The organism is Rhizobium sp. Root483D2 (assembly GCF_001426685.1).
In the GTDB taxonomy this organism is placed as follows: domain Bacteria; phylum Pseudomonadota; class Alphaproteobacteria; order Rhizobiales; family Rhizobiaceae; genus Pararhizobium; species Pararhizobium qamdonense.
Window position 1 is genome coordinate 190,114 of the sequence record NZ_LMFB01000041.1, and the last position, 17,444, is coordinate 207,557.

The following is a 17,444-nucleotide window of genomic DNA, read 5'->3' on the forward strand; positions in this document are numbered from 1 at the left end:
GGTCATCTCATCGCCGTCGAGCTCGACGACCGGATTGGCGACCTTGATCTTTGTCATGTTGCAAACCTCTGCTTGGGGGGTGGATGGAGAAGGGTTTGCGCCCCTATAGCATCCAGTTCACCACAGGCAAAGGTATACACGCGCGATTTGGCAGGTGTTTCCCGCTGATTGCAGAACCGGCGTTCAATGACCCTGCACAACGCGCGGGAAATCCGCAGCAGATGCCTATGCTGAGCGTTTGTCCTTACACACAAACGCGATCCGGCCTCGCTTCACGCATTGAAAATGGTTATGAGCAGCCGCATTGTTTGGCGGTGGCTGACCGGCCGCGCCTTTGAAACCGGAGATGGTCGATGAAACGGTTCATGCTTGTTGTTCTTGCCTGTGCGGCCTTTTCGACCGCGCAGGCCGCCGATCCGGCAGCTCCCGTCAACGAGATCATGCAGGAGGCGGTGAAGGGCTGGGCGGAGGAAGCGCAGGCGGGCGAGGATTATTTTTCACCTGCACGGCTTGGCCGCATTTACAGCGAGGATTTCGCCAAGGCCTACCGCGAGGCGGCCAAATTTCCAGCCTATGAGGAAGGCGATTCGCCCTTCGATTATGATGTGATCGTCAGCGGTCAGGACAGCTGCTCGATCAAGGATCTGTCCGTGACACCAGGTGCGCCTGCCGACGGCAAGAGCGATATGACCGTCAACTTCGACAATACCCATTGTTTTGGTGAGCGCCCTGCGGACTGGAAACCGAGCGAACTGCATTTCATCGTGATCGAGGAAGGCGGCAAATCCGTCATCGACGATATCGTGCGCGCGGGGGATGCGGGCTCGCTCAAAAGCGAGTTGCAGGCGATTGCCAGCCAGGGTGCCGGCGATCCACAATAGTGCATTGCGGTCTGCGGCTTTCAAAATAAGCGCATCTGTGCGAGGAAGCGGCGAAACCGAGACATAGAGAACAGAGACGAAAGTACCGGCATGGCAGGAACCAATAGCGAGCGCGTGCTTCTCACCGAAGGCCCGGCCATTATTCTGGTGCATCCGCAGCTTGGCGAGAATATCGGCATGGTGGCGCGGGCCATGGCCAATTTCGGCCTGTCCGAGCTGCGGCTGGTCAGCCCGCGCGATGGCTGGCCGAGCGAAAAGGCCCGCTCTGCCGCAAGCCGCGCCGATCACGTCATCGATGCCGCCAAGGTTTACGAAACGGTGCCGGAAGCGATTGCCGATCTTAATTTCGTCTATGCGACGACGGCGCGCGACCGCTATGGCTACAAGCCGGTGCGTTCGCCGCTGGTGGCCGCCGAAACGTTGCGCCAGCGCTTCACGTTGGGGGAGGCGACCGGCATCCTGTTCGGGCGCGAGCGAACGGGGCTGACCAACGAAGAGGTGGCGCTGGCCGACGAGATCGTCACCTTTCCGGTCAACCCGGCTTTTGCCTCGCTGAATCTAGCGCAGGCGGTGCTGTTGATGTCCTATGAATGGCTGAAGACATCGATGGAATCACGCGAGCAGACCTCCTTCCAGGCCTTGCCGCAGAACCCGGCGACCAAAGACCAGCTGCAGGGACTGTTCGACCATGTGGAGGAGGCGCTGGATGCGCGCGGCTACTTCCGGCCGGTCGCCAAAAAGCCGAAATTGATCGACAATTTGCGCGCAGTCCTGACCCGCCCCGGCTTTACCGAATCCGAAATCCGGCTGGTGCGCGGCATCATCTCATCGCTCGATCGTTTCACCCGCGAGGCGCCGCGGGGTGCCGGAGCGCCGGAAAACTCGCGCGCAAACAAGGTTGACGATACCGGTGACGACAGCTGAGCTGAAGCCCATCCTCGTTTTCGACAGCGGCATCGGCGGGCTGACCGTGCTGCGCGAAGCGCGCGTGCTGATGCCGGAGCGGCATTTCATCTATGTCGCCGATGACGCAGGGTTTCCCTATGGCGGCTGGGAAGAGGAGGCGCTGAAGGCGCGCGTCATCTCGCTGTTTGCGACATTGCTGACCCGGCATGATCCGGAAATCTGCATCATCGCCTGCAACACTGCCTTCACGCTGGTCGGTGCCGATCTGCGCGCGGCTTTCCCGGACATGCGTTTCGTTGGAACTGTGCCTGCGATCAAGCCGGCGGCGGAGCGCACGCGCTCGGGTCTCGTTTCTGTTCTGGCGACACCCGGCACCGTCAAGCGGGCCTACACGCGCGACCTCATCCAGTCCTTCGCCACCCAATGCCATGTCCGCCTCGTCGGCTCGGAAAATCTGGCGCGCATGGCGGAAGCCTATATTCGCGGCGAAGCGATCGACGATGCGGCGGTGCTTTCGGAGATCGCGCAATGTTTCGTCGAAAAGGATGGCCGCAAGACCGATATCGTCGTCTTGGCCTGTACCCATTACCCGTTCATGGCCAATGTCTTTCGCCGCCTTGCACCCTGGCCGGTGGACTGGCTTGACCCGGCCGAGGCAATTGCCCGGCGCGCCCGCAGCCTCGTGCCGCTGCCGGATGGGTTTGAGCCACTGAACGGCATCGATCCGGCGATCTTCACATCCGGGCGTCCGGATTTCACCACGCGCCGGTTGCTGCAGGGGTTTGGACTGACACTCAGGTGAATGACATCCGTCTTAACTGTGGGTTTCTGTTGCGCTGGCGCGCAAAACAGCGGAGATGGTGCTAAGCCATTTGGCTTGCGGGTTCGTGGCGGCGCATCCGGCATGGCAGTTTGAACGAGGTGGATATGAAAGTCGGCATCGATATGGGGACGGCGTCTAATGGCGCATCCGTTCCGCTCGATATCGAGGAGCTTCTGGCGACGCGTCTTCTGGTGCAAGGCAATTCCGGCTCTGGAAAGTCGCATCTGCTGCGCCGTTTGCTGGAACAGTCCGCGCCCTGGGTGCAGCAGTGCATCATCGATCCGGAAGGCGATTTCGTGACACTGGCCGACAAGTTCGGCCATGTGGTCATCGAGGGTGAGCGCACGGAGGCCGAGCTGATCGGCATTGCCAGCCGTATCCGTCAGCACCGGGTATCCTGCGTCCTGTCGCTGGAGGGGCTGGATATCGAACAGCAGATGCGCAGCGCCGGCATCTTCCTCAACGCCATGTTCGATGCCGATCGCGATTACTGGTATCCGGTGCTGGTGGTGGTCGATGAAGCCCAGATGTTTGCGCCGTCGGTTGCCGGCGACGTTTCGGAAGAGGCGCGCAAGATCTCCCTGGGAGCCATGACCAACCTGATGTGCCGGGGCCGTAAACGCGGCCTGGCCGGTGTTATCGCCACGCAGCGTCTGGCCAAGCTTGCCAAGAACGTTGCCGCTGAAGCCTCCAATTTCCTGATGGGCCGCACCTTTCTCGATATCGACATGGCGCGCGCCGCCGATCTGCTCGGCATGGACCGCCGCACCGCCGAGATGTTCCGGGATCTGAAGCGCGGCTCGTTCGTGGCGCTCGGCCCGGCTCTGTCGCGGCGTCCGCTGCCGGTGACGATCGGCAATGTCGAGACGTCGGCCCGCTCCACCAGCCCGAAACTGACGCCATTGCCGCAAGCGGTTGCCGATGTCGAAGACCTGATCTTTACGCCGGACCCGGACGAACTGATCCGGCCGATCATTCGGCGTGCAAGCGCCCAGCCTCGGCCCGCCACGGATATTCTGGCCGAACTGTCCCGGCCGCGCCCGGAACCGGCCAGTCTTGCGGAGCTAAAGGCGCCAGTGCCGGAAATGCCGGTTCTGGAGCGCGAGGCGCTGCTGGACGGATTGCTGTCCGAAATTCTTGAAAACCCCGATGCGGCGTTTCGCGCCGATGCCGAGTTGTTCCAGGACTTCCTGGTGCGCTGCCGTATCCGCCGCGTGCCGGGCGCTCCTTTGTCGCTCAGCGCCTTCCGGCGCAAGATGGCGGTTGCCCGCTCCGGTGTCGATGCAGAGACGGCTGCAGGCGAAATCTGGGCTTCGGCGCTCACTCTGTCGCGCAATGTCACCGACGATCTGCAGGGCGTCTTCCTGCTGGTGGCGCAATCGGCCGTCCGCAATCTGCCATGCCCGTCCGATGCGATGATCGCGCGCGCTTATGGCACGCATTCAGCCCGCCGCGCCCGCCGTCTGCTCGGCTATTTTGAAGAGCAGGGGCTGATCGTGGTTCACAGCGACCTCTCCGGCAAACGGATCGTGGCCTTTCCGGATTTGCAGGTGGAGACAGCGCCTGGGGCCGCCGATGCTGTTTACGATGAGGCGGGAAGCCGGAACGCTGCGGAATAAAACCGTTAGTTCTGTATAATGTGAAGGGCGTTTTGCCCGCCAATAACAGTTCGCGTGGCAAGGCGGCGATCAAAGGTCGCAAAACCTCCATCATGGTACACTGCCAGGCCCAACAGGTACGTATCAGTAATCTGATCCGGAGACGATATGCTCTCGATCCGGAAGATACGATCATCTGAAAGGCTAAGGGATTCGCTCCAGAATTCGTGTTCCGGTGCATATTTCAGCGTACTCAGCATATCGACCAAGGTCGAGGCGGAGCCGGGGCTCTGCGGATAGTTCTTGTTCGAAACGATTCGGACGAGGCCGTTTTCCGTTATGGCGCATGTTGCCCATCCGTCCGGGCCGTTTTTGGCGAGCCATGTATGGGCCAGATCATGATAAATATGGTATCTGTCTATCAAGGCGATCAGGACGTTCACATCGAGAAGATAGCGCATTATTCTTCATCGCGAAGAGCGTTGACCATTTCCACTGTGACGGTTTTGCCGTCGGCGCGTGCCGGCAATAATGGGATACCGTTACGCATTTCGTAAGGGCGGAAGGATGTAATCGAGCGTCTTGCCGATTCCGACAGAACTTCCTCAACGGTGCTGTTTTGCAGCTTTGCAATTTTGGTCGCCGTCGCTACCAAAGCCTCGTCAACTTCGATTGTCATCCGCATGGTGATCTCCAAACTTCCGCACTCTGTATATAGCTGACGCTGCTGTCAGTCTCAATGCATGCCGGTGTTGACATTTCCGCCGCTTGCCCCTAAAGACCCGCTCAGCGCCGGGCCGAAATGCCCGGTGTTACTTTTAGTGCGCATAAGCCTCATCTTTCCGGTTCGCCGGAAAGGGAAATGCGCGAACCGACATGTCCCGTGGATTCTCCGTCAGCGTGATCGTGAGAAACCTGTCAGAGCTTTCAAAAGAAGTTCAGAGGAGGGCGTGTTTCCTTGATCCGGTTTGGAAACAGACCGGTGTAACCTGTTGAAGGGAAATACGATGAGCAAGCGCGAATCGTCCAAGTACAAAATTGACCGCCGTATGGGCGAAAATATCTGGGGCCGTCCGAAGTCCCCGGTAAACCGCCGCGAATACGGTCCTGGCCAGCACGGCCAGCGCCGCAAGTCCAAGCTTTCCGACTTCGGCGTGCAGCTGCGCGCCAAGCAGAAGCTCAAGGGCTATTACGGCGACATCCGCGAAAAGCAGTTCCGTGCGATCTTCGCCGAAGCTGACCGCCGCAAGGGTGACACCTCTGAAAACCTGATCGGCCTGCTCGAATCGCGCCTCGACGCGATCGTGTACCGCGCCAAGTTCGTTCCGACGGTCTTTGCTGCCCGTCAGTTCGTCAACCATGGCCACGTCAAGGTCAACGGCATCCGCGTCAACATCGGCTCGTACCGCTGCAAGGCTGGCGACGTGATCGAAGTTCGCGAAAAGTCCAAGCAGCTCGTTTCGGTTCTCGAAGCCGTTTCGCTCGCTGAACGCGACGTTCCGGATTACATCGAAGTCGATCACAACAAGATGGTTGCGACCTTCGCCCGCGTTCCTGCCCTGACCGACGTTCCGTACCCGGTCATCATGGAACCAAACCTCGTCGTCGAATTCTATTCGCGATAATTTCTTCGGGCCCCGGCCTTGTGAAATTTGGAAAAGCCACTCAGAGATGGGTGGCTTTTTTGTTGCCCGATTTTTTAGCCAATCTCATTGCGGAGAATGATGGATGCCCGGCCCGTTGGACCTGCAGTCGATCGTCGATGATATCCACCGAGAGCTCACCCCACGGCTCGGCGAAGGCAAGGTGGCCGATTATATCCCACAGCTTGCCCGCGTTGATCCGAAGCGTTTCGGTATGGCCATCGTCACCGTCGATGGGGATGTGCATAAAGCCGGGGATGCGGAGCTGCCATTCTCCATCCAGAGTATTTCCAAGGTTTTTACGCTGACTTTGGCACTTGGCAAACACGGTGAAAATATCTGGAAGCGCGTCGGCCGCGAACCCTCCGGTTCGGCCTTCAATTCGATCGTCCAGCTCGAGCAAGAGCATGGCATCCCACGCAATCCGTTCATCAATGCGGGTGCGATCGCGATCACGGACCTGGTGCTTGCTGGACATACGCCGAAGGAAGCGATCGGCGAGGTCGTCCGGTTCGTGCGCTATCTCGCCGACGAGGACGATATCGTCATCGATCCCGAGGTTGCCCGCTCGGAGGCTGCGACCGGTTACCGCAATTTTGCGCTCGCCAATTTCATGCGCTCCTTTGGCAAGCTCGATCATCCCGTCGATCATGTGCTCGGGGTCTATTTCCATCAATGCGCGCTGGCGATGAGCTGCGTGCAGCTGGCCAAAGCCGGTTTGTTTCTCGCAGCCTCCGGCACCAATCCGCTGACCAAGCATTCCGTTGTTTCCAAACAGCGGGCGCGGCGGATCAACGCGTTGATGCTGACCTGCGGCCACTATGATGGTTCGGGTGATTTTGCCTATCGCGTCGGTCTGCCGGGCAAGAGCGGCGTCGGCGGCGGCATTCTCTGCGTCGCGCCGGGCAAGGCGTCGGTCGCTGTCTGGTCGCCGGGGCTCAATCACAACGGCAATTCGCTGCTTGGGTCGCTGGCGCTGGAAATGCTGGCAAGCCGCACCGGATGGTCTGTTTTCGGCGCCTAAGCCATCGTTACGGAAGTTTCATATCGAAACCTGTGCATTTTCCTTGATCTTGCTGCTTTAGACGGGCAAGTGCAGGACATCGTTTTCGCGCGCCGTTTTTTTGTTTGCGCGCCCTTGCATCCGGGACTTTGTCATGGATATTGCCGTTCAGCCGCCGGCGATCGACCTTGAGGATTTTTCGTCCAGCCCGGATCATTCCGGCAGCGAGGCGATGCATCCGATCTTTGCAAAGATGCCGGATTCGGTGTCGTTCAACAAGCTGCGCAAGCGGTTGCTGCGCCAGGTGCGCCAGGCGATCGACGATTTCGGCATGCTGAACGGCCAGAAGCGCTGGCTGATCGGCGTCTCCGGCGGCAAGGACAGTTACAGCCTTTTGGCGCTGTTGATGGACCTGCAGTGGCGCGGCCTGTTGCCGGTCGAACTCGTCGCCTGCAATCTCGACCAGGGCCAGCCGAATTTTCCAAAGCATATCCTGCCGGACTATCTGTCGTCGATCGGGGTCAAGCACCGGATCGAATATCGCGATACCTATTCGATCGTGAAGGAAAAGGTCCCGGCCGGCGGCACCTATTGCGCGCTCTGTTCGCGCCTGCGCCGTGGCAATCTTTACCGGATCGCGCGCGAGGAAGGGTGCGATGCGCTGGTGCTGGGCCATCACCGCGAGGATATTCTCGAGACGTTCTTCATGAACTTCTTTCATGGCGGCAGGCTGGCGACGATGCCGGCCAAGCTGTTGAACGACGATGGCGACCTGATGGTCATGCGTCCGCTGGCCTATGCGGCCGAGGACGATCTCGCCAAATTTGCCGCAGCCATGGAATTTCCGATCATCCCTTGCGATCTCTGCGGCTCGCAGGACGGTCTGGAGCGCAACGCCATGAAGGCGATGCTGTCGGATATCGAGCGCCGCATGCCCGGCCGCAAGGACACGATGCTGCGCGCACTTGGCCATGTGAACCCGTCACACCTGCTCGATCCCAAACTGTTCGATTTCCAATCTCTCTTTGCGGAGCCCAAAGCATGACGTCTGCCATCGATATCGCCGCCATCGCCAATATTCTGCAGGAAGCGGCTTTCAAGGAAATCCTGCCAAAATTCCGCAATCTCGGCGCGGGCGACGTGCGCATGAAGTCGGAGGCGATCGACTTGGTGACCGAGGCGGATGAGGCGGCCGAGCGCTTGATCAAGGCACGGATGGCGGAGATCGCGCCGGACGCCCTGTTCATCGGCGAGGAATCGGTCGCGGCCAACCCGGCGCTTTTGGAAAGCCTGGCGGGGGCCGATCTCGCCGTTGTCGTCGATCCCATCGACGGCACGTTCAATTATGCGGCGGGTTTGCCATTGTTCGGCGTCATGGCCGCCGTCGTCTCCAAGGGCGAGACGGTCGCCGGTCTGATCTATGATCCGATGGGCAATGACTGGGTGATCGCCGAAAAGGGGTCGGGTGCCTGGCTGTGCAAGGCTGACGGTTCGCAGGAGCAGCTTTCGACGGTTCCGGCCGTGCCGCTGGAAAGCCTGGTCGGCTGCGCCTCGACCGGTTTCTACGCACCGGAAAACCGGCGCATCGTCATGGGTAATATGGCCAAGGTGCGTATCGCCACCAGCTATCGCTGTGCCGCCCATGAATATCGCGGTTTTGCCGGCGGCCACTTTCATTTCCTGATGTACCAGAAGCTGATGCCCTGGGATCATCTTGCCGGGACCTTGATTGCGCAGGAAGCCGGTGCCTACGCCGCCCGGTTCGATGGGTCGCCCTACCTGCCGCATCATGTCGATGGCGGCCTGCTTCTCGCGTCCGACAAGGATTGCTGGGAGATGCTGCGCCGTGAGGTGTTCACGGTCTGAGGCCAGACATCGCCGAAATGAAAAGGCCCGCCAGGCGTTGTCCGGGCGGGCCTTTTTCTTTCCGATTTCAGCGGTTCACATATGCCCGCCAGCGCCTTCCAGCGTCGCGTGATCGTCGCCCGGATGGGTGAAGAGCTTGCCGTTTTCCGCCCAGAACGTGGCGGCGATCGTCAGCGCGCCAAAGACGGCGAAGCCGGCAAAGAGCGGCTGCACGGTGCCATTGAACATCTGGCCGACGAGGCCGCCGAGCAGCGCGCCGCCGGTTGTCGAGACGAAGCCGGTAATGGCGGTTGCGGTGCCGGCAAGGTGCCCCATCGGCTCGAGGCTGATGGCGGTGAAGTTGGTGGCGATGACGGCGAAGAACATCAGGAGCACCGAAAAGAGCACATAGCTGAACAGGAAGCTCGGCGTGCCTGTCAGTGCGACGGCAAGACCGGCAAGCGATAGCAGCGTGAACAGGATCATCGAGGTATGCGAGATCCGCCGCATGCCGAAGCGGCGCACGAAGAAGCCATTGGCGAAGTTCGCGACAGCGATGCCGCCGGCCGTGGCGGCAAAGGCCAGCGGCAACCAGTCTCCGAGGCCATAGACCTCGCCGAACATCTGCTGCACGCTCATGATGTAGGCGCAGATGACGGCGGTAAACAGCGTCATGCCGATCATGTAGCCGCAGGTAATGCGGTTGGTCAGCACCGTGCCGAAGCCGGAGAGAACGGCCGATACCGACAGCGGCAGGCGCTCTGTAACCGGCAGCGATTCGCGCATGCGGGCCAAGGCCCAGACGAACAGCACCGCTCCGGCGATGCCGAGCAGGATGAAGATCCAGTGCCAGTTGGCATAGATGATGATTGCCTGGCCGACGGACGGCGCGACGATCGGGATGATCATGAAGACGATCATGACATAGGACATCACGCGCGCCATTTCGCGGCCGCCGAAGCAGTCGCGCACGATTGCCATCGTGGTGATGCGCACGGCGGCAGCACCGATGCCCTGAATGAAGCGCATGACGAGCAGCATTTCGAAGCTGCCGGAAAGCGCAGCCGCAAACATGCAGATGGCATAGAAGGCGAGACCGCACAGCAGCACCCGGCGGCGGCCGAACGCATCCGACAGACTGCCGAAGATGATCTGCGAGCAGCCGAAGCCCAGCATGAAGACGCCGATCACCCACTGGCTATCATTGGCATTCTCAACGCCGAGCGACTGGCCGATATTGGGCAGCGCCGGCAGCATGATGTCGATCGCCATGGCCACGCTCGCCGTCATGAGGGCGATGGTGATGACGAATTCGAAAAAGCCGAGGCCAATCCGGGACGAGCCGATATTTTCGACATGTTCAGTGGTGGTGGCGGACATAAGGGAACCTATGAATGTCTTTTGAAAGAGACAGGACGTTTAAACTGCGGGATTGTGGGGGCTGAAAAGCTTGCCTTTTTCGGCGGTCAGAACAAAACCAAGGCCGATGACGGAGACCGACAGGAAGCCGATGGCCAGCGGCGTCACCGTGCCGTTGAACTCCTGGCCGATCAGCGCTCCGATGGTGGCGCCGCCGATCGTCTGGGTGAAGCCGAGAACTGAAGACGCCGTTCCGGCGACATGGCCGAGCGGCTCCATCGCCATGGCGTTGAAGTTCGAGCCGATCAGGCCGAACTGGAACATGGCGCTGGCATAGAGGACGGCGAACAGCCAGAAGGGCAGCACGCCGGAGACCGAGGCCACAACCCAGATCAGGCTGGAAACCACGAAGCCGATCAGCGCCCCATGCGACAGGCGGCGCATGCCATAGCGCTTGACCAGCCGCGAATTGGTGAAGGACGCGAGCGCCATCATGCTGGCAAAGCCGGCAAAGACCAGCGGAAACCAGTGTCCGAGCCCGTAGATTCCGACCAGGATCTGTTGCGCCGAATTGATGAAGCCGAACAGCGAGCCGAAGAGAAAGGACGCTGCCAGCGAATAACAGAGCGAGACGCGGTTGGTCAGCACGATACGGAAACCGGCCAGGATGGAGGTGACCGTGAACGGCCGGCGGTGTTCGGGAGACAGCGTTTCGGGAAGCCGCAGCATGACCAGCGAGGCCACCAGAAGCGCAAACAGGCAGATGACGACGAAGATCATGTGCCATTCGGCAAAGATCATGATCAGCTGGCCGACGCTGGGTGCGATCACCGGGACGATCATGAAAACCATCAGCACCAGCGACATGACTTCGGCCATCATCCGGCCGCCATAGACGTCGCGGACGATGGAAATCGTGATGACGCGGGTGGCGGCGGCCCCGATGCCCTGAATGAAGCGCAGTGCCAAAAGCCCGGTAAAGGACGGAATGAAGACAATGGCGAGCGCGCAGAGCGCATAGAGGCCAAGGCCGCCGAGAAGCGGCAGCTTGCGGCCAAACCGGTCCGACAGCGGGCCGAAGACGAGCTGCGCACAGCCCATCCCGAGCAGATAGGCGGTAATGACATATTGGCGGGTGTTTTCATCGGCGACGCCCAGGCTTGCGCCGATTTCCTGAAGACCCGGCAGCATGATGTCGATCGAAATGGCGTTGATCGCCATCAGCATGGCCATCAGGGCAATGAATTGTGGTTTGGACAGAGCCGGCAGGCCCGGCGCTTCGGATGGTGTGGTCATGGGATATTCCTGGCGATGGTGCCGGGCGCCTGAACGGAAACGGAAACGTTTCCGGCGCAGATGAAAATGCTGGAGCCAGCAGAAAAGATCGAACCGAAAGCGCGACTCCGAAGCGCTTTCAAAACGGCTACCGGATCACCGGCGTTGAGGCGAAGCCGGCAAAACGAGCCGGCGAATCACGAAGACAGGCGGGGAGGTCAGATCTGGCCTCGTTCGACAGCGCAGATATCTGCACCGGGCGTGCTTATACCAAGGATCGCGACCGGCTTGTGACAGCGGGCCATGTTTGGTTCAGCTAAAAAAGTGCGCGCAACATTAGAGTGTCGTCACGGCTACCTGGAATCAAAAAAGGCGGTGACCCGCCTTTTTCAGGTGTCACTATGGCTTCAAGCCGGTGTCAGGCTGCGCCCTTGACCGCGATACCCTGTTCTTCGAAATGCGACTGGAGTTCGCCAGCCTGGAACATCTCGCGCACGATGTCGCAACCGCCGATGAATTCGCCCTTGATGTAGAGCTGCGGAATGGTCGGCCAGCTGGAATAGTCCTTGATGCCCTGGCGAAGATCAGCGTCGGCGAGCACATTGATGCCCTTGTAATCGACGCCGATATAATCAAGCATCTGAACAACCTGACCGGAGAACCCACATTGCGGGAACTGCGGGGTGCCCTTCATGAAAAGAACGACATCGTTGCTTTTCACTTCGTTGGCGATGAAATCGTTGATACCGCTCATGTCGTAATCCTTCCTCATCCCGCTTCAAGGGCCGGGTGTCGATGTCTGTTAGATAACATGCATGCTAGTGATTTTCATCACCCCAATACAACAAAAATTGATGGCTTGCACGACGGCAACAGGTGACCCGCGTGTTTCAGCTGGTCTTGCTGCGCGATGCCGCCGTTTTGCGGCGGCTGACCTGCTTCTTCGCCGGTTTGGCCTTGGCAGCCGGCGCCTTCTTGAATCGGCCGGTGGTGGCCGAACGCGTCTGCCGCTTTTGCCGTTTCGTTGCCGTGGTGCCGCCGGCCTTCTTCAGGATTTCCTTCAGAACGCTCTCGACCACGCCGCTGACCAGCTCTTTCATAAGATTGGCCATGGGATAATGTTACTCCGGCGCGGATGTCTGGAGCGCCAAGGCGTGCAACACGCCACCCATATTGCCCTTCAGCGCATTGTAGACCATTTGATGCTGTTGCACCCGGCTCTTGCCGCGGAAGGCTTCCGCGACAACTTCAGCTGCATAATGGTCGCCGTCGCCGGCGAGGTCCCGAATGGTCACCTTTGCGCCGGGAATGCCCGACTTGATCATGTCTTCAATATCGCCAGGTGCCATCGGCATGGTCTGTACTCCCTGAATTACTCGGCGGCTATCAGTGTTTCGCCGTCCATGAAGTCAGGGAACCATGATTCATGCACCGAGCGCAATTGCAGAATTGCAAGCGGCCTGGCCGAACCCAGCACAACTTCCGTGCCGCCGGTGCTGCCGATGACGGGTGCTGCCACGCCGGCAGCCTTTGCGCGCTCTGCAACCACAGCTGCATGTTCCTGCTTGACGGTCACGGCATAACGTCCCTGGTCTTCACCGAAGAACACGGCGACCGGGTCGTGGCCGGAAACGGTCGAAACCTTGGCGCCGATGCCGGATGCCATCGCCATTTCGGTAACGGCGAGCGCCAAGCCGCCGGACGAGCAGTCATGCACGGCCGTCGTCAAGCCATCGGCGATCAGGCTGCGGACGAAATCACCGGTCTTGCGCTCATGGGCGAGATCGACATGCGGGGCAGGGCCGTCCGTACGGCCATGGATATCGCGCAGATAAACTGACTGGCCGAGATGCGTTCCAAGCCCTTCGGGCGCGCCAATGAGCAGGATGGTTTCGCCTTCGGCGGCAAAGCGGATCCGGGCCATCTGCGACCAGTCACCCAGCAGGCCGACGCCGCCAATGGTCGGGGTGGGCAAAATGCCCTGGCCGTTGGTCTCGTTGTAGAGCGAGACATTGCCGGAGACGATCGGAAAATCGAGGGCGCGGCAGGCTTCGCCGATGCCCTTGATGGCATGGACGAGCTGGCTCATGATTTCCGGACGTTCCGGATTGCCGAAGTTGAGATTGTCGGTCGCAGCCAGCGGCAGGGCGCCGGTTGCCGTGATGTTGCGCCAGCATTCGGCCACGGCCTGCTTGCCGCCTTCGAAAGCATCGGCCTCGACATAACGCGGGGTGACGTCAGAGGAAAACGCCAGCGCCTTGGTTGGATGACCTTCAACGCGCACGACACCGGCGTCGCCGCCGGGCAGCTGCAGCGAATTGCCCTGGATCAGCGTGTCATATTGCTCGTAGACCCAGCGGCGCGAGGAATTGTTGGCGGAGCCCACCAGCGACAGCACGGCATCGGCAATGTCAGCCTGCGGAACATCGCCTGCTGCAAGTGGTGCTGCGACCTTGGCCGGGGTCCAGGGACGGTCATATTCCGGAGCTTCGTCGCCCAGTTCCTTGATCGGCAGGTTGGCCACTTCCTCGCCCTGGTGAAGAACGCGGAACCGCAGGTCATCGGTGGTCTTGCCGACGATGGCGAAATCGAGACCCCATTTGACGAAGATCGCCTTGGCTACCTCTTCCTTGGCGGGCTCCAGAACCATGAGCATGCGCTCCTGGCTTTCCGAAAGCATCATTTCATAGGCCGTCATGCGCTCTTCGCGCACCGGCACCTTGTCCAGTTCCAATTCGATGCCGAGATCGCCCTTGGCGCCCATTTCGACGGCCGAGCAGGTGAGGCCGGCAGCACCCATGTCCTGGATGGCGATGACAGCACCGGTCTTCATCAGCTCAAGGCAGGCTTCAAGCAGGCATTTTTCGGTGAAGGGGTCGCCAACCTGCACGGTCGGACGCTTTTCCTCTATCGATTCGTCGAACTCGGCCGATGCCATCGTTGCGCCGCCGACGCCGTCACGGCCGGTCTTGGCGCCGAGATAGACGACCGGCAGGCCAACACCCTTGGCTTCCGACAGGAAAATCGCGTCGGACTTGGCAAGCCCTGCAGCGAAAGCGTTGACGAGGATATTGCCGTTGTAACGGGCGTCGAATTCGACCTCGCCGCCGACCGTCGGCACGCCGAAGGAATTGCCGTAGCCGCCGACACCGGCAACGACGCCGGAGACGAGATGGCGGGTCTTTGGATGATCCGGCGCGCCGAAACGAAGCGCGTTCATGGCCGCGATCGGCCGCGCACCCATGGTGAAAACGTCGCGCAGGATGCCGCCGACACCGGTGGCAGCGCCCTGATAGGGCTCGATATAAGACGGATGGTTATGGCTCTCCATCTTGAAGACGACGCAATCGCCATCATCGATATCGACCACGCCGGCATTTTCGCCCGGGCCCTGGATGACGCGCGGGCCGGTGGTCGGCAGGGTGCGCAACCATTTCTTGGAGGACTTGTAGGAGCAGTGCTCGTTCCACATCGCCGAGAAGATGCCAAGCTCGGTAAAGGTCGGCTCGCGGCCGATCAGACCCAGGATGCGCTGATACTCATCCGGCTTCAGGCCGTGCGAGGCAATCAACTCGGGAGTGATGGGGCGGGTATTGGAAATGGTCATCGGGGTCCATTCGGTCCGTTGGAGCATCCTGCACGGCGACGGTTCGTCAGCCTGTTTAGGATGCGTCAAAACAAAGAGATCACGTCGGGGTTTCTTTAACCGAAGCGCCCACGGGATGCGATAGGAAAATGCCCGAAAAGCACAGGTGATCGCGCGCTTTTTGAGAATTATGCCGGTGATCGCTCAGGCGAAGCTGTCATAGCCGGTGCGGCCGCTGTCCAGAAGCCGGCGCAGGGTCAGGAAGCCGCGGCGCACTTCGCTACGGTCGGCAGGCGAGGAAAAGCCGATCCGCACCCGGTGGAAGACGCTGTCCGTGCGGCCGGCCTTGAACTCGTCCTCGTCATCGATCAGCACGCCCTCCTCATAGGCCGCGTGTTTGAACGTGCCGGAAAACCAGGGTTCGGACAGTTTCAGCCACAGGAACGGCACATGCGGGTGCGAATTGAAATCGATGCCCGCAAAGATTTCGCGCGCCATCTGTTCGCGGGCCCGGATTTCGTCGATGCAGCGCGTCCGCAGGCTTGCGGCCTCGCCACTCATGACCAGCCGGGCGCAGAGTTCCGCCAACAGAAATGGCATGCCGCCGCTCACCATCTTATGGGCGATGCGGATGCGCTGGCTGAAATGCGGAGGGCAGGCGACCCAGCCGCCGCGCACGCCCGCCGCCACCGATTTCGACAGGCCGCCGACCAGGAACGTCCGCTCCGGCGCCAGCTCCGCCAGAAGCGGCATCACGTCGCCGGTCATGGCGCCATAGAGATCGTCTTCGAGCAGCCAGACGCCATAGCGGCGGGCGATGTCGGCGATCGCCTGGCGCCGCTCCAGCGACAGCGTGACCACGGTCGGGTTTTGCGCGGTCGGCATGAGGAAGGCAAGCTTGGGGTGCTGCTGGGCGCAAACCCGCTCGAAATCGTCGGGATCGAGGCCGTAATCATCCGTGCGCAGGAGGATCGTCCGGCGCCCGATCAGGCCGGCGCTGCGGCTGATCTGGGAGTAGGTGATGTTCTCAAAGGCGATCTTGTCGCCCGGTGCCGTGACGGCGGCAATCACGGCGACAGCGCCGGCATGGGCGCCGAGTGTCGGAACGATGCGATCGGGCTGCGGACGGAACGCGCCCTTGGCAAGCCACTGGCTTCCCGCAGTAAACCAATGTGCCGGGAAATCGCGGGCATAGCTGGCAATATCGGCGTGATGGACGCGGCTGATCTCGCCCAGCACCTTTTCCAGCGAGGTGCCCTGGCCGATATCGGGAGCGGCCGTGCTGTCAAACCGGAGTTTTCCCGGTGGAGCTTTTTGCGCTCGCGTGCCGGCGAGCGCCGCGCTCATCGGATCGGGCTGTTCGGCCGGGCGCAATTCGGCATTATCGAGCACATAGGTGCCGCGTCCCACTTCGCCGCTGACAAGCCCGCGTTCGCGCACCAGATGATAGGCGCGGCCGATTGTGCCGATTGTGACGCCGATATCAAAGGCGAGGTTGCGCTGCGGCGGTAATTTCGTGCCCACAGCCAGGACGCCGCCCGCAATGGCCTGCTCAATCTGATCGGCAATGCGCGCGTAAAGCGGCCCTTGGCCTTGGGTTGGGTCTGGCATCCATGTTGTCATGGTGACAATTTCTACATTGCATCGATTTTCCTGTCAATTATGACAATGCAATACCGGAATGAAACCGTTGCAATCGATAGGGATGGTGACAATGGGTACAATTTGTATGGGTATTGGTGTTGAGTGTGCTCAACAAGCGGGTACAATTCAGTCACGCAGCTTCGTGTCGCGATTGAAGGATCTGTGTTTCGTGGTGATTGCTTGGATTATCGACAGGGAAGACAAGCGGCTCAGCCGCATTGCTCTCTCCGAGCTGACCGATGATCAACTCGCCGATATCGGCGTCACGCCTGCGGAGGCGCGCCGGGAGGCAGCCCGGCCGTTCTGGAACTGACAGGATATTGCGGGGACATGGAGATGCAGCGGCTGGCTGCTGCTACCGGCGCAAACCCGTCGGCAATACAGTCGCAGCGCTGGAGAATTCATCCTTCTGTGCAAGGGTCTGATGGTCCAACCTCGCAACAGCAAAGGCGACCGCTTAGCGGCAGCCTTCACCGCCAGCGGCCCAGCGCTTGATATCCGTGGTCATCCGCGTTCCCACGCTCTCGCTGAACAGCGGGCCGAAGGCCTGCAGCCGGGCAGGGTGTCCCTCCGCCTGAACCACCGCCAGAGGCCGTGATTCCGGCGAGTTTCGCTTGACGATCAGGATGCGGGGGCGCCCGGAAAAGGAATTCAATTCCGGCGCAAGACGATAGGATTTGAAGGCGGCATCACCCGACTTGAACCAGCAGGCATTGGCGCCAAGCGCCACCCGCTCCATGGTCGCCAAGGCGGCGGTATCGCGGGCCGGCGCTGGCGGCGCCTTTGTCTGGCAGCCGGCAACAAGCCCGAGAACGGCGATAGAGCCGGCAATGGCCACGGAACGGATGAAAGCTGCAGCGCGCATGAAGGCCCCTTCTGAT

At 60.6% G+C, this 17,444-nt stretch carries 20 protein-coding genes; 10 read left to right on the forward strand and 10 right to left on the reverse strand.

The genetic code is table 11. The features are described from left to right. Positions 1-353: 353 nt before the first annotated feature. From ASD32_RS25710 to ASD32_RS25725, 4 genes are all read left to right on the forward strand, one after another. Positions 354-881 carry a hypothetical protein gene (locus ASD32_RS25710; protein ID WP_060640865.1) on the forward strand — a complete coding sequence of 176 codons (528 nt, stop codon included), beginning with the start codon at positions 354-356 and terminating at the stop codon, positions 879-881. Positions 882-971: 90 nt separating this feature from the next. Beyond that, positions 972-1,805 carry an RNA methyltransferase gene (locus ASD32_RS25715; RefSeq protein WP_060640866.1) on the forward strand — a complete coding sequence of 278 codons (834 nt, stop codon included), beginning with the start codon at positions 972-974 and terminating at the stop codon, positions 1,803-1,805. Beyond that, complete coding sequence (gene murI, locus ASD32_RS25720) at positions 1,792-2,589, forward strand: glutamate racemase (RefSeq protein WP_060640867.1); 798 nt, start codon at positions 1,792-1,794, stop codon at positions 2,587-2,589. Before ASD32_RS25715 ends, murI begins: the two co-directional genes overlap by 14 nt. Before the next feature lie 125 nt (positions 2,590-2,714). Further along, positions 2,715-4,229, forward strand: coding sequence for an ATP-binding protein (locus ASD32_RS25725; RefSeq protein WP_060640868.1), 1,515 nt, complete (start codon positions 2,715-2,717; stop codon positions 4,227-4,229). 5 nt (positions 4,230-4,234) lie between these two features. On the opposite strand, the gene ASD32_RS25730 is transcribed toward ASD32_RS25725, so the two are convergent. Further along, positions 4,235-4,669, reverse strand: a complete 435-nt coding sequence (locus tag ASD32_RS25730) for a TA system VapC family ribonuclease toxin (protein WP_060640869.1) — start codon at positions 4,667-4,669, stop codon at positions 4,235-4,237. Then, on the reverse strand, positions 4,669-4,893 hold the full coding sequence (locus ASD32_RS25735; protein WP_060640870.1) for a hypothetical protein: 225 nt from the start codon (positions 4,891-4,893) through the stop codon (positions 4,669-4,671). Before ASD32_RS25735 ends, ASD32_RS25730 begins: the two co-directional genes overlap by 1 nt. A gap of 322 nt (positions 4,894-5,215) precedes the next feature. Here ASD32_RS25735 and rpsD point away from each other — a divergent pair, with 322 nt between their 5' ends. From rpsD to ASD32_RS25755, 4 genes are all read left to right on the forward strand, one after another. Then, positions 5,216-5,833 (forward strand): 30S ribosomal protein S4, encoded by a 618-nt coding sequence (gene rpsD / locus ASD32_RS25740; protein ID WP_060640871.1) that lies wholly within the window; start codon positions 5,216-5,218, stop codon positions 5,831-5,833. Between the two features lie 103 nt (positions 5,834-5,936). Then, entirely contained in the window at positions 5,937-6,875 is a 939-nt protein-coding gene (locus ASD32_RS25745) for a glutaminase (RefSeq protein WP_060640872.1), read from the forward strand. 211 nt (positions 6,876-7,086) lie between these two features. Next, positions 7,087-7,899 (forward strand): tRNA 2-thiocytidine(32) synthetase TtcA, encoded by an 813-nt coding sequence (ttcA, locus tag ASD32_RS25750; protein WP_244490285.1) that lies wholly within the window; start codon positions 7,087-7,089, stop codon positions 7,897-7,899. After that, positions 7,896-8,720, forward strand: a complete 825-nt coding sequence (locus tag ASD32_RS25755) for an inositol monophosphatase (protein WP_060640873.1) — start codon at positions 7,896-7,898, stop codon at positions 8,718-8,720. The genes ttcA and ASD32_RS25755 overlap by 4 nt, the downstream gene beginning before the upstream one ends. Before the next feature lie 75 nt (positions 8,721-8,795). Here the strand turns inward: ASD32_RS25755 and ASD32_RS25760 are convergent, their stop codons facing one another. Together ASD32_RS25760 and ASD32_RS25765 are read right to left on the reverse strand one after the other, a co-directional pair. Next, the gene (locus ASD32_RS25760) at positions 8,796-10,079 is read right to left on the reverse strand and encodes a multidrug effflux MFS transporter (protein WP_060640874.1); all 1,284 of its coding nucleotides are present in this window, start codon (positions 10,077-10,079) and stop codon (positions 8,796-8,798) included. Between the two features lie 39 nt (positions 10,080-10,118). Further along, the gene (locus tag ASD32_RS25765; RefSeq protein ID WP_156383356.1) at positions 10,119-11,354 is read right to left on the reverse strand and encodes a multidrug effflux MFS transporter; all 1,236 of its coding nucleotides are present in this window, start codon (positions 11,352-11,354) and stop codon (positions 10,119-10,121) included. On the opposite strand from ASD32_RS25765, the gene ASD32_RS29835 reads away from it, so the two are divergent. Further along, positions 11,342-11,653 (forward strand): hypothetical protein, encoded by a 312-nt coding sequence (locus ASD32_RS29835; RefSeq protein WP_156383357.1) that lies wholly within the window; start codon positions 11,342-11,344, stop codon positions 11,651-11,653. The genes ASD32_RS25765 and ASD32_RS29835 overlap by 13 nt on opposite strands. A 98-nt stretch (positions 11,654-11,751) precedes the next feature. Here the strand turns inward: ASD32_RS29835 and grxD are convergent, their stop codons facing one another. From grxD to ASD32_RS25790, 5 genes are all read right to left on the reverse strand, one after another. Continuing rightward, positions 11,752-12,087 (reverse strand): Grx4 family monothiol glutaredoxin, encoded by a 336-nt coding sequence (grxD, locus tag ASD32_RS25770; RefSeq protein WP_060640875.1) that lies wholly within the window; start codon positions 12,085-12,087, stop codon positions 11,752-11,754. Positions 12,088-12,223: 136 nt separating this feature from the next. Then, entirely contained in the window at positions 12,224-12,445 is a 222-nt protein-coding gene (locus ASD32_RS25775; protein ID WP_060640876.1) for a hypothetical protein, read from the reverse strand. Positions 12,446-12,454: 9 nt separating this feature from the next. After that, on the reverse strand, positions 12,455-12,688 hold the full coding sequence (locus tag ASD32_RS25780; protein ID WP_037095612.1) for a BolA family transcriptional regulator: 234 nt from the start codon (positions 12,686-12,688) through the stop codon (positions 12,455-12,457). 17 nt (positions 12,689-12,705) lie between these two features. Further along, positions 12,706-14,940, reverse strand: coding sequence for a phosphoribosylformylglycinamidine synthase subunit PurL (gene purL / locus ASD32_RS25785; RefSeq protein WP_060640877.1), 2,235 nt, complete (start codon positions 14,938-14,940; stop codon positions 12,706-12,708). Positions 14,941-15,123: 183 nt separating this feature from the next. Next, positions 15,124-16,542 (reverse strand): PLP-dependent aminotransferase family protein, encoded by a 1,419-nt coding sequence (locus ASD32_RS25790; protein WP_060640878.1) that lies wholly within the window; start codon positions 16,540-16,542, stop codon positions 15,124-15,126. A 190-nt stretch (positions 16,543-16,732) separates the two neighbouring features. On the opposite strand from ASD32_RS25790, the gene ASD32_RS30875 reads away from it, so the two are divergent. Continuing rightward, on the forward strand, positions 16,733-16,876 hold the full coding sequence (locus ASD32_RS30875) for a DUF1127 domain-containing protein (RefSeq protein ID WP_244490272.1): 144 nt from the start codon (positions 16,733-16,735) through the stop codon (positions 16,874-16,876). Between the two features lie 144 nt (positions 16,877-17,020). Here the strand turns inward: ASD32_RS30875 and ASD32_RS25800 are convergent, their stop codons facing one another. Beyond that, complete coding sequence (locus tag ASD32_RS25800) at positions 17,021-17,428, reverse strand: hypothetical protein (RefSeq protein ID WP_060640880.1); 408 nt, start codon at positions 17,426-17,428, stop codon at positions 17,021-17,023. Positions 17,429-17,444: the final 16 nt, after the last annotated feature.

Coding starts and splice junctions, on each gene's coding strand:
- ASD32_RS25735 (WP_060640870.1), bottom strand. CDS start 4,893: ATGCGGATGACAATCGAAGTTGACGAGGCTTTGGTAGCGACGGCGACC.
- ASD32_RS25765 (WP_156383356.1), bottom strand. CDS start 11,354: ATGACCACACCATCCGAAGCGCCGGGCCTGCCGGCTCTGTCCAAACCA.
- grxD (WP_060640875.1), bottom strand. CDS start 12,087: ATGAGCGGTATCAACGATTTCATCGCCAACGAAGTGAAAAGCAACGAT.
- ASD32_RS25780 (WP_037095612.1), bottom strand. CDS start 12,688: ATGCCGATGGCACCTGGCGATATTGAAGACATGATCAAGTCGGGCATT.
- purL (WP_060640877.1), bottom strand. CDS start 14,940: ATGACCATTTCCAATACCCGCCCCATCACTCCCGAGTTGATTGCCTCG.
- ttcA (WP_244490285.1), top strand. CDS start 7,087: ATGCATCCGATCTTTGCAAAGATGCCGGATTCGGTGTCGTTCAACAAG.
- ASD32_RS25800 (WP_060640880.1), bottom strand. CDS start 17,428: ATGCGCGCTGCAGCTTTCATCCGTTCCGTGGCCATTGCCGGCTCTATC.
- ASD32_RS25725 (WP_060640868.1), top strand. CDS start 2,715: ATGAAAGTCGGCATCGATATGGGGACGGCGTCTAATGGCGCATCCGTT.
- ASD32_RS29835 (WP_156383357.1), top strand. CDS start 11,342: ATGGTGTGGTCATGGGATATTCCTGGCGATGGTGCCGGGCGCCTGAAC.
- ASD32_RS25775 (WP_060640876.1), bottom strand. CDS start 12,445: ATGGCCAATCTTATGAAAGAGCTGGTCAGCGGCGTGGTCGAGAGCGTT.
- ASD32_RS25730 (WP_060640869.1), bottom strand. CDS start 4,669: ATGCGCTATCTTCTCGATGTGAACGTCCTGATCGCCTTGATAGACAGA.
- ASD32_RS25745 (WP_060640872.1), top strand. CDS start 5,937: ATGCCCGGCCCGTTGGACCTGCAGTCGATCGTCGATGATATCCACCGA.
- ASD32_RS25710 (WP_060640865.1), top strand. CDS start 354: ATGAAACGGTTCATGCTTGTTGTTCTTGCCTGTGCGGCCTTTTCGACC.
- ASD32_RS25790 (WP_060640878.1), bottom strand. CDS start 16,542: ATGACAACATGGATGCCAGACCCAACCCAAGGCCAAGGGCCGCTTTAC.
- ASD32_RS25755 (WP_060640873.1), top strand. CDS start 7,896: ATGACGTCTGCCATCGATATCGCCGCCATCGCCAATATTCTGCAGGAA.
- rpsD (WP_060640871.1), top strand. CDS start 5,216: ATGAGCAAGCGCGAATCGTCCAAGTACAAAATTGACCGCCGTATGGGC.
- ASD32_RS25760 (WP_060640874.1), bottom strand. CDS start 10,079: ATGTCCGCCACCACCACTGAACATGTCGAAAATATCGGCTCGTCCCGG.
- ASD32_RS25715 (WP_060640866.1), top strand. CDS start 972: ATGGCAGGAACCAATAGCGAGCGCGTGCTTCTCACCGAAGGCCCGGCC.